This is a genomic window from Pyxidicoccus sp. M6, from assembly GCF_055568925.1.
In genome coordinates this window covers 12498170-12512677 of record NZ_CM145714.1, presented here as the reverse complement: position 1 = coordinate 12512677, position 14508 = coordinate 12498170, and the positions used below count along the sequence as shown (strand labels likewise).

The 14508-nt window shown below is 67.0% G+C and carries 13 protein-coding genes and 1 CRISPR repeat array; of the genes, 7 read left to right on the top strand and 6 right to left on the bottom strand.

The window, feature by feature from the left end; translation table 11 throughout:
* Positions 1-20 precede the first annotated feature (20 nt).
* The 4 genes from cas1c (at position 21) to ACVTJA_RS49350 (ending at position 7295) form a co-directional block, all read left to right on the top strand.
* On the top strand, positions 21-1052 hold the full coding sequence (gene cas1c / locus ACVTJA_RS49365) for a type I-C CRISPR-associated endonuclease Cas1c (protein ID WP_465831477.1): 1032 nt from the start codon (positions 21-23) through the stop codon (positions 1050-1052).
* Positions 1049-1348 (top strand): CRISPR-associated endonuclease Cas2, encoded by a 300-nt coding sequence (gene cas2 / locus ACVTJA_RS49360; RefSeq protein ID WP_465831475.1) that lies wholly within the window; start codon positions 1049-1051, stop codon positions 1346-1348. Before cas1c ends, cas2 begins: the two co-directional genes overlap by 4 nt.
* 209 nt (positions 1349-1557) lie before the next feature.
* Positions 1558-5624: a CRISPR direct-repeat array (repeat unit 37 nt; unit sequence GTCGCTCCTCGTGACCGCGAGGAGCGTGGGTTGAAAC).
* Between the two features lie 218 nt (positions 5625-5842).
* Positions 5843-6784, top strand: coding sequence for a DUF2381 family protein (locus ACVTJA_RS49355; RefSeq protein WP_465840710.1), 942 nt, complete (start codon positions 5843-5845; stop codon positions 6782-6784).
* Between the two features lie 10 nt (positions 6785-6794).
* On the top strand, positions 6795-7295 hold the full coding sequence (locus ACVTJA_RS49350) for a hypothetical protein (RefSeq protein ID WP_465831473.1): 501 nt from the start codon (positions 6795-6797) through the stop codon (positions 7293-7295).
* A gap of 51 nt (positions 7296-7346) precedes the next feature.
* Here the strand turns inward: ACVTJA_RS49350 and ACVTJA_RS49345 are convergent, their stop codons facing one another.
* Both ACVTJA_RS49345 and ACVTJA_RS49340 read right to left on the bottom strand, forming a co-directional pair.
* Complete coding sequence (locus ACVTJA_RS49345; protein ID WP_465831472.1) at positions 7347-7853, bottom strand: hypothetical protein; 507 nt, start codon at positions 7851-7853, stop codon at positions 7347-7349.
* Between the two features lie 78 nt (positions 7854-7931).
* Entirely contained in the window at positions 7932-8057 is a 126-nt protein-coding gene (locus ACVTJA_RS49340; protein WP_465831471.1) for a hypothetical protein, read from the bottom strand.
* A gap of 297 nt (positions 8058-8354) precedes the next feature.
* On the opposite strand from ACVTJA_RS49340, the gene ACVTJA_RS49335 reads away from it, so the two are divergent.
* Complete coding sequence (locus ACVTJA_RS49335) at positions 8355-9689, top strand: hypothetical protein (RefSeq protein WP_465831469.1); 1335 nt, start codon at positions 8355-8357, stop codon at positions 9687-9689.
* A 68-nt stretch (positions 9690-9757) separates the two neighbouring features.
* On the opposite strand, the gene ACVTJA_RS49330 is transcribed toward ACVTJA_RS49335, so the two are convergent.
* From ACVTJA_RS49330 to ACVTJA_RS49315, 4 genes are all read right to left on the bottom strand, one after another.
* On the bottom strand, positions 9758-10450 hold the full coding sequence (locus ACVTJA_RS49330) for a YqiA/YcfP family alpha/beta fold hydrolase (RefSeq protein WP_465831468.1): 693 nt from the start codon (positions 10448-10450) through the stop codon (positions 9758-9760).
* Complete coding sequence (locus ACVTJA_RS49325) at positions 10447-11514, bottom strand: serine hydrolase (RefSeq protein ID WP_465831466.1); 1068 nt, start codon at positions 11512-11514, stop codon at positions 10447-10449. Before ACVTJA_RS49325 ends, ACVTJA_RS49330 begins: the two co-directional genes overlap by 4 nt.
* Positions 11515-11554: 40 nt before the next feature.
* Complete coding sequence (locus tag ACVTJA_RS49320; protein WP_465831465.1) at positions 11555-12055, bottom strand: hypothetical protein; 501 nt, start codon at positions 12053-12055, stop codon at positions 11555-11557.
* Positions 12056-12213: 158 nt separating this feature from the next.
* A complete protein-coding gene (locus ACVTJA_RS49315; RefSeq protein ID WP_465831463.1) occupies positions 12214-12807 on the bottom strand; it encodes a hypothetical protein in 594 nt (197 codons plus the stop codon).
* Between the two features lie 104 nt (positions 12808-12911).
* Here ACVTJA_RS49315 and ACVTJA_RS49310 point away from each other — a divergent pair, with 104 nt between their 5' ends.
* Both ACVTJA_RS49310 and ACVTJA_RS49305 read left to right on the top strand, forming a co-directional pair.
* Positions 12912-13259: a cupin domain-containing protein gene (locus tag ACVTJA_RS49310; protein ID WP_465831462.1), complete on the top strand. Its 348-nt coding sequence runs from the start codon at positions 12912-12914 to the stop codon at positions 13257-13259.
* A gap of 14 nt (positions 13260-13273) precedes the next feature.
* On the top strand, positions 13274-14434 hold the full coding sequence (locus ACVTJA_RS49305; protein WP_465831460.1) for an AAA family ATPase: 1161 nt from the start codon (positions 13274-13276) through the stop codon (positions 14432-14434).
* Positions 14435-14508: the final 74 nt, after the last annotated feature.

Sequence of the window (14508 nt, the reverse complement as noted above, 5' to 3'; positions counted from 1 at the left end):
CGCGGGCAGGGGAGGCACGCATGACGACCGCGCTCAATACGCTGTTCATCACCGCCGAAGGCACTCGCCTGAACAAGCAGGGAGAGTGCGTGGTGGTGACCGTCCAGGACGAGAAGAAGGCGGAGGTGCCGCTACGTCACCTGCGCTCGGTGGTGTGTCTGGCGAGGGCCTGGCTGACACCCGAGTTGCTGGAGAGCTGTGTGGAGGCCGGCATCCATGTCTCGTTCTTCGGCACGACGGGGCGGTTCCTGGCGCGGGTCGAAGGAATGCCCGGAGGCAACGTGCTCCTGCGGCGGCAGCAGTACCGCGCGGCGGATGACCCGGCACGCACGCTGGCGCTGTCACGGGCGCTGGTGGTGGGGAAGGTGGCCAACGCACGGCAGTTCCTGTCGCACGCGCGCCGGGATGCCGCCGCCGAGCGGCAGGCCGTGCTGTCGGATGTGGCGCACCGGCTGACCGGACACCTGCGCGCCCTGGAGCGGGCGGAGGACATGGACGTGGTGCGCGGGCTCGAGGGCATCGCGGCCCGTGACTACTTCGAGGCCTTCCCGGCGCTGCTGAAGTCGGCTGCCAGCGGCTTCGGATTCGAAGGACGCAACCGCCGGCCTCCGAGAGACCCGCTGAATGCGCTCCTGTCCTTTGGTTACGCGTTGTTGATGCAGGACTGCGCGTCAGCGCTGGCGGGCGTGGGACTGGACCCGGCCGTGGGCTTCCTGCACGAGGACCGGCCGGGGCGGCTGTCGCTCGCCCTGGACTTGATGGAGGAGTTCCGGACGCCCGTGGTGGACCGACTCGTCGTGGCCATGGTGAACCGAGCCCAGTTGAAACCGGAGGACTTCCGGACGGAGGCCGCGGGGGCGGTGCTTCTGCGGGACGAGGCGCGCAAGACGTTCCTCGTGGCGTACCAGGGCGCGAAGCAAGGAGCGGTGCGCCACCTGTTCCTGGAGCAGGACACGCAGTGGGGCACCGCGCCTCACCTGCAGGCGCTCCTGCTGGCGCGCACCTTGCGCGGTGAGCTGGACACCTATCCTCCCTTCGCGATGCACGGATGAAGAAGACCACGGTGTTGATTTGTTATGACGTAAAGGTCTCCGACCCCGAGGGACCGCGCCGCCTGCGCCGGATTGCGCGGGCCTGCCGGGACCATGGGGTCCGGGTCCAGTATTCGGTCTTCGAGTGCGTGCTGGAGCCCAAGGACTGGGTGCTGCTGCGCGCGAGGTTGCTGGGGGAGTTCGATGCGGCTGGGGATAGCCTTCGGTTCTACTTCCTGGGCGAAGACGCCGTCCGGAAGACCGAGCACCATGGGGCCCGTGTCCCGCTGGACGTCGAGGGGCCGCTCATTCTCTAGGCTCCCTGGCAGGCTGTTGAATGCCCCACGCCCGCGAACCCCTGCTGGTGTGCTGTGCGCCGAGGGTTCGCGCTCTTTGAAAGTTCGAATAGTCGTGCGGGTTTGGAGCAGGGGGCGGCGCGAGGGGCGGCGACTCTCGCCGCGCCTGGAGACGGGTTCGCGGAAGAATGCCGGTTTCCGCTGGAATGACGGTATGTTGGAGACGCAGGGTCGCTCCTCGTGACCGCGAGGAGCGTGGGTTGAAACCGGAAAGCCCGCTCCCGATGCGGGAGGCGAATGCGTCGCTCCTCGTGACCGCGAGGAGCGTGGGTTGAAACCTGCGGAAGTGGATGCCAAGTTGCGCGCGTGGGCGTCGCTCCTCGTGACCGCGAGGAGCGTGGGTTGAAACGCGCGCAAGGGCGAGCATGGACACGTCATGTCCCGTCGCTCCTCGTGACCGCGAGGAGCGTGGGTTGAAACCTCCGAAGCGCTTTGAGGAATTGAAGGCGAAAGTCGCTCCTCGTGACCGCGAGGAGCGTGGGTTGAAACTCGGACCTCACGGACGAGGAGCGGGAGCAGTTTCGTCGCTCCTCGTGACCGCGAGGAGCGTGGGTTGAAACGCTCCGTGGGGCCACGCTGGCGCGTGTCCCGGGTCGCTCCTCGTGACCGCGAGGAGCGTGGGTTGAAACGGAGATGAGACGGCTGGCCTCATCACTGCGACGTCGCTCCTCGTGACCGCGAGGAGCGTGGGTTGAAACATGGTGAGCGCGCCGCCCGTGGTGTCCCGCACCGGTCGCTCCTCGTGACCGCGAGGAGCGTGGGTTGAAACGGTTCGTCACCGTGACGCGATCCGAAGGCGCCCCAGTCGCTCCTCGTGACCGCGAGGAGCGTGGGTTGAAACGAGTTCGCCTCGGACCGGACGCCGTCCCTCCAAGTCGCTCCTCGTGACCGCGAGGAGCGTGGGTTGAAACCACGGAGTCCAGCTCTACTTGTTACCGCGTTGCGGTCGCTCCTCGTGACCGCGAGGAGCGTGGGTTGAAACTCCAGGGGCAGCGTCTCCACCATGCCGGCCGGGGTCGCTCCTCGTGACCGCGAGGAGCGTGGGTTGAAACCGCGAGAGGACGAAGTCGCCCGGCTTGGCGGAGGTGTCGCTCCTCGTGACCGCGAGGAGCGTGGGTTGAAACCTTTTGAGGCACCATGGCCCTCGGAGACACCGCAGTCGCTCCTCGTGACCGCGAGGAGCGTGGGTTGAAACAGATGTCCATCGGCAGGTTCTCGGAGGTGCTCCAGTCGCTCCTCGTGACCGCGAGGAGCGTGGGTTGAAACACGCTCCACGGGACAGGCGACGAGGAAGTCCTCGGTCGCTCCTCGTGACCGCGAGGAGCGTGGGTTGAAACACGAGCACGCCCCCAACACACTCAACGCCCGCCGTCGCTCCTCGTGACCGCGAGGAGCGTGGGTTGAAACTCCATGTCGCGCGTCGCCCGCGTCAGAATCCGGTCGCTCCTCGTGACCGCGAGGAGCGTGGGTTGAAACACCACGCGGCTCTCCAGTCGCGCACGCCCGACGGGTCGCTCCTCGTGACCGCGAGGAGCGTGGGTTGAAACCCGCCATCTCGGCATACACCTTTTCGTGGACGAGTCGCTCCTCGTGACCGCGAGGAGCGTGGGTTGAAACATGCCGGACTGGGTTTCCATCTCCTGGAGAATGAGTCGCTCCTCGTGACCGCGAGGAGCGTGGGTTGAAACGTTAAGGAACTGGACGCCCTGTCCAAACAGAAGAAGTCGCTCCTCGTGACCGCGAGGAGCGTGGGTTGAAACTCTGTGGCGGGGTCCGCCGTCAACGGCAGGGCGCGTGTCGCTCCTCGTGACCGCGAGGAGCGTGGGTTGAAACCTCTTCGGCCAGCATGGTCAGCGCCTTGTCCCGTCGCTCCTCGTGACCGCGAGGAGCGTGGGTTGAAACAAGCTGGGGCGGAAGCGCAGCGTGGCGTCCTCGTCGCTCCTCGTGACCGCGAGGAGCGTGGGTTGAAACACCGCGCTGAAGAAGTGCATGGCCGACGTCGAAGGTCGCTCCTCGTGACCGCGAGGAGCGTGGGTTGAAACGCCGTGATGGTGCCGAGCGGCGCGCGGACTGGAGGTCGCTCCTCGTGACCGCGAGGAGCGTGGGTTGAAACAGGCGGTGCCGGACCTGCCAGGGACGGAAATCATGTCGCTCCTCGTGACCGCGAGGAGCGTGGGTTGAAACGCGTTGGTGACGGACGGCGTCTGGGAGGCGCTCGGTCGCTCCTCGTGACCGCGAGGAGCGTGGGTTGAAACAGCTTGTCGGCCCCCATGTAGAAGCCGGCTTTCGTCGCTCCTCGTGACCGCGAGGAGCGTGGGTTGAAACATGTGCAACGTGCTACCGCCGGGCGCCGTCCCCAGTCGCTCCTCGTGACCGCGAGGAGCGTGGGTTGAAACTCGAATTGCGTCACCGCCGAGCACCCCGGCGCTGTCGCTCCTCGTGACCGCGAGGAGCGTGGGTTGAAACCGCCAGCAGCTCGCTCACATCAATGAGCACTCGCGTCGCTCCTCGTGACCGCGAGGAGCGTGGGTTGAAACGGCTCCGGGGGAAACCAGCGCACGCGACGCTGCGGTCGCTCCTCGTGACCGCGAGGAGCGTGGGTTGAAACACGCAGACGGCTGCCACCTGCCGGAGCTCCTTCAGTCGCTCCTCGTGACCGCGAGGAGCGTGGGTTGAAACCCCTCGGTGGCCTTCACGCCCGTAACAAGGAGGTCGCTCCTCGTGACCGCGAGGAGCGTGGGTTGAAACGTGGAGCCCTCCAAACCTCCGCCGCCAACGCTGCCAGGTCGCTCCTCGTGACCGCGAGGAGCGTGGGTTGAAACACCCTCCTCGGGGTCGAACACGTCGTTCGAGTAGACGAGTCGCTCCTCGTGACCGCGAGGAGCGTGGGTTGAAACCAGATGATTTCGGCAACGAGGGCCGTCTTCCCCGTCGCTCCTCGTGACCGCGAGGAGCGTGGGTTGAAACGACGCCTACAACAACGGCTACCTGGGCAACACGTCGCTCCTCGTGACCGCGAGGAGCGTGGGTTGAAACGCGTCAAAAAGACTTCAGGGGCGAGTCCTCTTGCGAGTCGCTCCTCGTGACCGCGAGGAGCGTGGGTTGAAACCGAATCAAGCGGCCAGTCCCGGGCACAGTCCCAGGTCGCTCCTCGTGACCGCGAGGAGCGTGGGTTGAAACAGGACGTCGTCGAGGAGCGGCTCCATGCGGCTGTCGCTCCTCGTGACCGCGAGGAGCGTGGGTTGAAACAGGACATGGCGAAGGCGCTGCGTGACGCCATGCTGTCGCTCCTCGTGACCGCGAGGAGCGTGGGTTGAAACTATGGGCGTGTTGTGGGTGGCGCCAACCGCTACTAGTCGCTCCTCGTGACCGCGAGGAGCGTGGGTTGAAACCACCACCGTCTCTTGCTGCTCGCGGGAGAGAGGAGTCGCTCCTCGTGACCGCGAGGAGCGTGGGTTGAAACCACCCGGGCGCGGTGGTGGCGCAGGCGGCGGAGTCGCTCCTCGTGACCGCGAGGAGCGTGGGTTGAAACAAGCGCTCCGGTGGGTGCGTACGGCGCCACCTCGGTCGCTCCTCGTGACCGCGAGGAGCGTGGGTTGAAACACGTCCATGGGGCTCCCCCTCGCGTTGTGGTTGTCGCTCCTCGTGACCGCGAGGAGCGTGGGTTGAAACTTCATCACCCGCGGTCGCCTCGCCTTCTCGCCGTCGCTCCTCGTGACCGCGAGGAGCGTGGGTTGAAACAGAATCGGTGGGACGTGGCTGAACGGTGGGCGAAGGTCGCTCCTCGTGACCGCGAGGAGCGTGGGTTGAAACCGGTGCCCATGTCCAATGGTTACGAAGCGTACCGGTCGCTCCTCGTGACCGCGAGGAGCGTGGGTTGAAACCTCTTGCGCGAATCTCTCGCGGAGAGGCGCCGGTCGCTCCTCGTGACCGCGAGGAGCGTGGGTTGAAACTCAATGCCTTTGTTGGTGACTGCGGCGTTGCGGTGTCGCTCCTCGTGACCGCGAGGAGCGTGGGTTGAAACATTAGGCCATCCTGGGTTGGGTGTTTCTACCCTTGGTCGCTCCTCGTGACCGCGAGGAGCGTGGGTTGAAACGCATTGGTGAGCAGGGCCGTGGGCACACGCACGGGTCGCTCCTCGTGACCGCGAGGAGCGTGGGTTGAAACTTGAATTTGCGGATAGCCCGCGTATCGTGGCGGGTCGCTCCTCGTGACCGCGAGGAGCGTGGGTTGAAACACGAACCAGCGCGCGCACGGCGTGGGCGTCATCGTCGCTCCTCATGACCGCGAGGAACGTGAGGGAACCTTGCCTACAGAGATAGTCCAATGGCGCTCGGGCTTGGCGCATCGCCGCGGATACCTCCTGTGGGGATCGAACAGCGGCGATGACGGCACTTTACAGGCACTGCGTGGGGTTGGACGCAAAATACCCACCCTGGTACGTTGGCCCTCACCGTGCGAACGCCTCCACTCATCCGGTCCCTCCTGCTTCTTGCTCTTGCGGCCTCGTCAGCCGCTCAAGCCCGTGACGAGCGCGACACGCCCTCCGTGCGCCCCATCATGCTCTCCGAGCACCCGGCCGACGGCACCCACTCCATCTACGTGAAGGGGCAGGTCGTCACGACGCTACGGTTCGAGCAACTCGTAGACGCGAGCAAGACGAAGATGATCGGTTGGGAGGGCAGGCTCGAACCGCTGGCCGTGGTCCGCAACAAGGTGCTCCTCGAGCCCATCCGGGACCTCAACAGGGACGAAGGGATTCCCCTGGTCGTGGCGCTGGCGGATGGGACCGAGATTCCGTTCCTCGTCAGGCCCCCCTGGCTCAAGAAAGACAGAGGGTGGCCGCCGATGACCGATCAACAGATCGACGTGTTCAAGGACCGGGAGAGCTACGCGGCCATGCATTCAGCGCTGATGGACGCACTCAAGAAGAACGACACCCTCACCGAAGAGAACCAGCGCTACCGCAAGGAAGAGACGTCGGAGGACCACGCCCTTGCTGCCCTGCTGGCATCTGGCTCGGTAGCGCAGACTCCCTTCAAGGTCGCGGACCGCTTTCATGGCAAGGATGACGACACCGAGATTGATGCGCAGGTGTTTCGGGGGAAGGAGAAGGTCGCTGTCGTCTTCAAGGTCAAGAACCTTGATCCGGAGCATTCTTGGAGCGCGCGGCGGATTCGGCTGGTGACCAATGACAGCGGCCACGAGCGAGCGGTCGCCGTGCGCGCCACCGTCCGCGAGATTTCGCCCGGCGACTCGGGAGTGCTCGCCATCGTGGTGGACGGGAGCGCCTTCCTGGACGATGGCGTGTTGACGAGCCTGCGGCTGGAGGTCTTCCGGCACGATGGGATGCGGCAAGCCTATGTCCAGCTAGATCCGGCCCTTGTGGCGCGATAGAGCGGAACGCATGGCCTCGAACACGTTCACGCTCCTGGGCTGCGCCGTCCTACTCGTCGTGTCCTCTGGGTGCCCCGGAACTGCGACGGGAGGCGTGTCCCTACGTCCTGATGGCAGCCCAGGGCCGCAGGAATGCCCTGAAGAGGCGCGCAAGGCGATGAACTACCTCCGGATGTTCGTTGGGGAGTCCGCGTGGGTGCAGCTCGATGCGAACCAGAGCCGGGCGCGTCCCATCACCCTGTACGACGGGAACATCGAGAGCGTGCTGGACGAGAATCTCGGGCTGCTTGAAGCGCCGACGCGACTCTATGGCCGGGTCTGGACTGGCGGGCCACAGGCTGTCATCCGGTATTACGCTGCCCAGCCAATGAATGGGGGCGATCAGGTGCCCATCTGTGCGGTGGCCCGGCTGGGCTTCGGGCAGCTTCGGAAGCAGCCCGAGTCCAAGCCCGGGACGGCCATCCTCGGTTCTCCGCGGGCGGGGGTCTACATCGTGAACGAGTTCCGATAGCACGACCCGTCGCCCTGCCGACTCGTTCGAGAACGAGCCGAGCTCAAGGGGTCAGCTTCGCGGGGACGTGTCGCTGGACGTCTCTTCGTCGCCAGCGGAGAAGTGCAGGGCGAAGGCCAGGTAGAAGAGGATCAAGACAGCCGTCCACGGCCGTGAGTTGATAGCCCTGTGCCATCGATACTCCTCGGGGGTGAGCTCGCGGATGAAGTGGCCGCGGTTGGCCAGCACCAGCCGCCCGTCGCGCTCCTGCGGCACTCCTCCCTCGGACAGGAAGTACGTGGTGCCGAAAGTCACGAAGAAGTACGCCATGGCGAGCGCGGGAAGGTGCCGGGTCCACGGCCATCGGTGACTCGTGCCAACGTGCATCCGCACCTTGCGCCCTCCGTTGCAGAGGACAAGGCCGATGCCCAGGAACATGGCTCCGAGGTGCAGGATGAATAGTGGCTCGTGCCAGCTCTCCCCGAGGTAGCTCGCCACGTGCGCAATCGTGCTCAGGGCCAATCCCACGCACGCGATGGGGAGCGCAAGCTGATGAAAGAGGGGACGGCCTTCGGACATGGGCGACCTCCTGCTTTTGTGATGGGGGCCTGCGTGACGCACGCGAGGCCCTCATCCTGACACTCCTCCGCTGGCGCGTTACCGGCCCGCGCCCCACGGGCGCAGGAAGGCTTCGGACTCGGAGAGGATTCGCGGCAGGGACTCGGCGAGCTCGTGGGATGCGGCGGCGGAGTTGCTCCACCACCCCCTGAGCCATCCCCTCATCTGGACTGCTCCCTCGGAGTGCCACCCGTCACCCACCCGGCATCTTCCGAGGGGAGCTCGAACATGACGGGCTGCTTCAGCCCAACAGGTTCACCACCGGCCCGGCGCCCTGTCGGAGATGAAGTACTACGGTGGGGTTCTGAATATCCTCCGGGATGACATCAGGCAGAGGGCGGAGGTTCAAAGGGTACGCCTTGTCTATGAAGACAAGGGACTTCTGCCTGAAAACCGAAGTGCGTTGAAGAGTGCGGCAGGCAGGGTCAAGGAGCGGATCAAGGGCGTGGAGGTGCTGTTTCAATGAAAGTGCTAACGCTTCATGACTTGAACAAAGAGGACAGTCTGAACTTCTCCTTCGATGGAGCCTTCGACCCAAAGGCCGGGATAGAGCACGAGCTGACGCCGTTCCTTGAGGCCGTTGAGACGTTCGCCGTCGGTTGGGTGCCGACAATTGTAAAGAGCAGTCGAAGGCGTAAGTACTCCCGGGATGCAGTCTTGAGGGCGCTGGAGGAGCGGCGCGATGAGTTCGGCTCGATGATTGGGCTGTTTCGCTCAGAGAATCCCGCCGTCTCATTGACGCTCGACCTCGGGCTCGCGAAGGACCCACCTGATCTAAGTGTCATCCTCGACGTGCAGCCGCTCTCCTTCTTTGCCGAGGTGGAGCGTTGCCGCAAGTTCGCGGATATGGCGCGTGCCTGGGCCTCTCGATATCCGACGCCTTATGCAGCAGCTCATAGCGCTGCTGATCAGCAGCTCGCGGATTTTCCCAGCTTCGGTCGGGACGACGAAACATGGGAGCGGGATAGGTTCGACAAGGTCTATGAAGTGTGCTGGCTCAACGTCTTCGGACCGAAGCTGGTGGAGACCCTTGGCCGCGAGCGGGTGTTGTCCACTCCAGCCCACCGGGTGGAGGCACTGCCCAATGGCTCAGTCCTCCTGGTGACGTGGCCCACCGCCGCCGACTTCGCCAGCGAGGCGGCGCGTGTTGCTCAGGCACGCGCGCACGTCCACCTGCGGCCGGACCTGGACTTCGAAACAGTGCTGCGCACCCTGCGAGAGCGCAGCGCCGCCCTGGCCCCTGTGGACCCGCACTTCCACCCGGATGTTGCACCGCTCCTCTCACGCTTGCCGGACGAGTTCGCCATCAGCGAGCGGCAGAGAAAGATTGCCGAGCTCAACGTGTACCGGCCGCCCGAGCCGGAAGAGTGGCTCCCTGCTGCCATGCCGTCGGACGTGGGAGATGCGGAGCGTGTCCGGAGTCAGTATGGCGACCTCGCGGAGTACCTCGTGGTGGTCCTCCACGCGCAGGTGCCCTCCATCTACGATGCAACGCCCGAGGCGCTGACGGACATCGACTTCCACCTCTGGCGCGACAACATCCCAGAGAGGTACGTGCGGGAGCTCATCGACGAGCGAGTGACACCCGCGGTAGGGGCCTACCTGGGCAGTGCGCTCGTGCGGAGGCTGGGCGGGCAGTGGATACCACGCAAGAAACTGGAAGAGTCCCAGGTGCGCGTTGGCAAACGTGTCTGGCTGCCCTTCCTCCGTGCCCGCCGGTACATGCAGTCCCGCCAGTCGCTGCTGGACTACTCCCTCACGCAGTTCTTCCGCGAGGCGGAGCGGCACCGCACCTGAGTGATGGCGTAGCCCATGCGGACACGGGGTCCTGTCGATGAAGGCTTCGGACTCGGAGAGGTCGAGCGTTACCGGCCCGCCCCCCACGGGCGCAGGAAGGCTTCGGACTCGGAGAGGATGCTCGGGAGAGACGCGGTGAGCTCGTGGCCGTCGTCCACTTCCACCATGCGGACGTGGCGCCGGCCTTCGGCCCAGTGGCGTGAGTGGCGGATGTCGCACGTGTCATCCGCGCGCCCGTGGATGATGAGCGTGGGGACTCGCACGTCGGGCCAGCCTCCCGTCTTCGCGTCCTCCGCCTCCGCGTCCGGGATGAAGCCGGAGTGGATGCGCACCTTGCGCTTCTCCGCGAAGTCGTCCGTCTCAATCCAGCCAACCTTGTTCCAGTGCGCCCAGCCCGCCTCTCCGATGCGGCGGCGGAGCTGCTCCACCACCCGGAACGCCGGAGCCAGCAGGACCAGCGCGCACACCCGTGCGTCCTGCTCCGCCACGCGCGCGGCGGTGAGGCCTCCCAGGCTGGAGCCGAAGAGGACGGCTCGGTCCTCGGGACCTCCGATTGCCTTGCGCACCGTGTCCAGCATTGCGCTCAGTCGCAGCGCTTCCATCGACGGTACTCGCAGGTTGAGGCGCTCCACGTGGATGCCCTGGCTCGCGTAGTGCCTCGCCACCGCGACTCCCTTCGCCGAGTCCGGCCCCGAGGCGAAGCCGTGCAGATACAGCCAGCGAGGACTGGTGGGCGCGGGGACAGGAGGCGGTGTGCTCATGGCGGCGCACTGTACCTGCCAGTCGTCACGGGTGTGTTCGTGAATGCCCGCGTGAGTGCTCCGCCGATTCTCGCCAGCAGAAGCTCTGCTTCGGTGACGCGGCGGAAGCCTCGCGTGCAGGCGGCCACGATGATGGGGCGACCCGGTTCGAATTCGAGGATGCCCACGTCGCAGGCTCGCCGGTGCTGCGTTCCTGTCTTGTGCGCCCAGCGCGCGGTGCCGGGGATGCCGGCTCGGATTCGTGCCCGGCCCGTGTGGCAGTTGCGCATCAGTGTCCTGGCTCGCTCGCAACTCGCGGGGCTCAGGCCTTCGCAGCGGGCGAGCTGTTCCAACAGCCGGCCCATCTCTCGCATCGGCGCGGAGTTGGTGCCTTCCGCGTACCAGGCGTCGAAGGCGGACTCCAGCTCGGTGCCGGTCCAGGCGGGCTCGTGGCCCAGGACTTCAGAGAGGGCTCTTGCTCGCGCTTCTGGCGAGCTCGTCCGGCCCAGCTCGTGGACCTGTTGCGGCGTCAGCTCCGCGCCCCTCGGGTCCAGCTTTGCGTAGACGTGGTGCCGGTCCTCCAGCAGTGAGACCAGGGGACCGAAGTGCACGCCCCGGCGCTTCAGTCCCGCGTTCACCTGGTCGATGCCCACTTGCCCGATGAGCAGGTCCGCCGCCGCGTTGTCGCTGTGCACCATCATGTATTCGAGCAGCGTCGCCACGGTGAGCGGCGTGCCCGGTGGCACCTTCGCCATCGGGTGCATGCCGTCTCGGACGTCCTCGGGCTCGAAGAGGATGGGCGTGTCGAGCGTGAGCGTGCCCGCGTCCACCTGACGCAAGACCTCCACCATCACGGCCACCTTGATGGCCGAGGAGAGGTACATGGGCGTGCTCGCGTCGCGGGCGTACTCCTCGCCCGTGCTCACGTCGCGGACGTAGAGCGCCAGCTCTCCGTCGAAGTCTCGCGCGGCCTCCTCTACTCCTTCGCTCAGGACGGCGCGCCACGGAGACGGCGCGGCACCGGTCAGTGTTCCGAGCAGCGTCACGAGGAGTGACAGCCACCCGCTTCCGATGCCGCCGCGCAAGGCGTGCGTCTCCGAGCCTCTCAGGAGGGACTGTTACTCCTCAGCCCCCACCGCCTCCGGCGAGGCCCGTGTCCTCGCGCGCGGGCGGGGATGCGGAGGGCTCGGACTGCTGGCCCGCGCCGCCGATGCCGGTGGCGTCCTCGTGGGTGTCAGGCGCAGGTGCCGTGTCTGGCTTTGGCGTTGGCTGCTGCTGTGCCGTGCCGCTGGTGTCCGACGCCCTGGGCGACGTCTCGGGCGTCGACAGGCTCGACGACTGCTGCCGTCCCGCACCTCCGGTGGCCCAGTTGTCGCTGTCCTCCTTCTGCTTCGGCGCGGCGCTCACGGACTGCTGGCCGGAGCCTCCGGTGCCCACCACCTCGCAGACCATTCCGGGCTGCTGCGCTGCGGACACGGTCCTCGTGCTGCGCGGGCCGACCTGCTGTCCCGTGCTGTTCGTGCTCTGCGGTGGCGTGGGGCTCGTGCCCTCCGCGGGCTTGTTCTGGTCATGCGCGCAGCCGGTCCCCAGCAGCAGCGCCGCCGCGATGAGTCCAATGACTTTCATGGTCACCCCGTCCTGATTTGAGGCTGTCGCTCGGGAAGGTGGGGCGGGTGTCGCGGAACGAACAGGTGGGGGCTAGCCGGGACGCACCCTCTATGGGAGGGCTGCCGGGGAGACTGCCGCCCGCCGTGTCGTCCGCGCCTTCCGGGAAGAGCGCGGGCTCAGAACCGCAGCACCGGGCCCGCAATCACCGAGTGCAGCGGCTGGGCGCATTCCTTGATGGAGTCCTCGGTGAACTTCACGTCGCAGAACTGGAACGCCGTCGCGAGCGACACTCCCCAGCGCGCGCTGAGCCAGCCATCGACTCCCAGCCGGAACGCCATGCCCGTGGTGTCTATCTTTTCCCGGAACAGGTTCCCCGCGCTGTCGGGCGTGAAGGTATTCGACCAGCTCTTCGACAGCCGCGCCCCCACCCACGGGTTGATGGGCTTGTCCCGGAAGAAGCGCAGCCGCACCTCGATACCCACCGCCTTGTAGTCCAACTGCGACCGCTCGAGTCGGTTCGGGTCCGCCGCCACGGCGAACTTCTGACCCCACGTCTCCGAGACTTCCGCGAGCAGACCGATGGACAGCCCCGGTGGTGACTCGATGCCCAGGTAGCCGTGCAGGGCCGGACCCTTCGCATGCAGGTCGCTCAGGTGGTCCAGCGTGATTCCCGCGCCCAGGGACGCGTAGCCGTTCCAACCCTCCGCCACCGAATCCGTCACCACGCCCAGCACTCCCGCCAGGACCATCCACTTCGACAGCTCTCTCATGCGCTCCAGTGTACGCGCAGGACCGTGCTCTCCGGGAATGCTGTCTCCTGTCCTCGCGCGTCGCGTGTCATGAACGCTGGTAGACCCCCGTCACGGAGAGGCACATGCGTGTTCCGCAGCACAACCTGCCCGCCACCTTCACCCTCTCCGCGTTGCAGTCCCAACAGCGCGAGGGCGGCAGGCCCTACCTGGAGTTCCTCCGCCGCGCGTCCATGAGCGCGGGCCTGTCTGTCCTCGAGCCCGGCGCCACCGGCGGACAGTGCCCCCATGCGGAGGACGAGGTCTACGACGCCCTGTCCGGACGCGCGCGACTCACCGTGGGGGACACCGAGCAGCCGGTGGAACCCGGTGCCTTCATCTACGTCCCACAGCACGTGCCCCACCGCTTCCACTCCATCGAGGAGCGGCTGGGGCTCCTGGTGCTCTTCGCGCCGGCCGAGTCCGGCGGTTAGGCTCCCGTCCCATCATGTCCGTCACCTTCGAAGCCGCTGCCTCCGCCGTTCGCGACGCCCTCACCGATGCGGGGCGCGGGCTCGTCGAGCGCGAGGCCATGGTCGAGCTCGTCGCGCTGTCCGCCGTGGCCGGCGAGCACCTGCTCGTCATCGGTCCTCCCGGTACCGCGAAGAGCGAGGCCGTGCGCCGCACCGCTCGGGGCCTCGGTGGCTCCTACTTCGAGTACCTCCTGGGACGCTTCACCGAGCCCTCCGAGCTGTTCGGCCCCGTCGACCTGCGCAAGCTGCGCGAGGGGCTCGTGGAGACGGAGACCTCCGGCATGCTGCCCGAGGCCGAGGTGGCCTTCCTCGACGAGGTGTTCCTCGGCTCGACGGCCATCCTCAACACGCTGCTCGGCATCCTCAACGAGCGCACCTTCCGCCGGGGCCACACGCGCATGAATTGCCCGCTGCGCGTCTGCGTGGGCGCGTCCAACGCGCTGCCCGAGGATGAATCGCTCGCGGCCTTCGCGGACCGCTTCCTCGCGCGCATCTTCGTCGAGCCCGTGCCCGACCCGCGCCTGGAGGAGCTGCTCGCGGGCGGTGCCTCGCTGTGGGGCGAGGGCGAGGCCCGTGTCACGTCGCTGGAGTCGCTGGACGTGCTGGCGAAGGCGGCTCGCGAGGCGGACCTCGCTTCCGTGCGTCCGCACCTGGCGCACGCGCTGCGCACCCTGCGCGCGGCGGGCATCGCGCTGTCGGACCGTCGCGCGGTGAAGGTGCAGAAGCTCATCGCCTCCGCCGCGGCGCTCGCGGGCCGGCGTGTGCCGACGACCGCGGATTTGTGGCCGCTCGTGTATGCCGTGCCCACGAAGGAGGCGCAGGCGCTGGCTCGCGATGTGCTGCGGGATGTGCTCGCGGCGTCGGAGAACCCGGCGCTGGCCGCCGCCGCGCTGGAGGCGAGCGCGGGGCCTCGGGCTCGCGCTCAGCGCATCGCCACGGCGGGGCAGATGCTGCTGGCGGAGCGGCCCGCCGATGGCGACGCGGAGGCGCTTGCCGCGTGGCGCTTGAAGCTGGAGGGCGTGGCTCGGGAGATGGACGCGGGCTTCGCGCCCGAGGCACTGACCGAGGACCTCAAGGCGTTGCGGGCCCAGGTGGCCGCGGCGTTGTCTCCCTCGGCTCCGGTGGTGGCGGCCTGAACCGAGGCGCGTCCGGGCTCGCATGGTGGTGCAATCAGCAATCAGCGGAGCGGGTCGGCGGGAACATGAAGCAT

Bases quoted from the DNA above. Each gene is read 5' to 3' on its own strand.
- cas1c (WP_465831477.1), top strand. From the start codon at position 21: ATGACGACCGCGCTCAATACGCTGTTCATCACCGCCGAAGGCACTCGC.
- cas2 (WP_465831475.1), top strand. From the start codon at position 1,049: ATGAAGAAGACCACGGTGTTGATTTGTTATGACGTAAAGGTCTCCGAC.
- ACVTJA_RS49350 (WP_465831473.1), top strand. From the start codon at position 6,795: ATGGCCTCGAACACGTTCACGCTCCTGGGCTGCGCCGTCCTACTCGTC.
- ACVTJA_RS49345 (WP_465831472.1), bottom strand. From the start codon at position 7,853: ATGTCCGAAGGCCGTCCCCTCTTTCATCAGCTTGCGCTCCCCATCGCG.
- ACVTJA_RS49340 (WP_465831471.1), bottom strand. From the start codon at position 8,057: ATGAGGGGATGGCTCAGGGGGTGGTGGAGCAACTCCGCCGCCGCATCC.
- ACVTJA_RS49335 (WP_465831469.1), top strand. From the start codon at position 8,355: ATGAAAGTGCTAACGCTTCATGACTTGAACAAAGAGGACAGTCTGAAC.
- ACVTJA_RS49330 (WP_465831468.1), bottom strand. From the start codon at position 10,450: ATGAGCACACCGCCTCCTGTCCCCGCGCCCACCAGTCCTCGCTGGCTG.
- ACVTJA_RS49320 (WP_465831465.1), bottom strand. From the start codon at position 12,055: ATGAAAGTCATTGGACTCATCGCGGCGGCGCTGCTGCTGGGGACCGGC.
- ACVTJA_RS49315 (WP_465831463.1), bottom strand. From the start codon at position 12,807: ATGAGAGAGCTGTCGAAGTGGATGGTCCTGGCGGGAGTGCTGGGCGTG.
- ACVTJA_RS49310 (WP_465831462.1), top strand. From the start codon at position 12,912: ATGCGTGTTCCGCAGCACAACCTGCCCGCCACCTTCACCCTCTCCGCG.
- ACVTJA_RS49305 (WP_465831460.1), top strand. From the start codon at position 13,274: ATGTCCGTCACCTTCGAAGCCGCTGCCTCCGCCGTTCGCGACGCCCTC.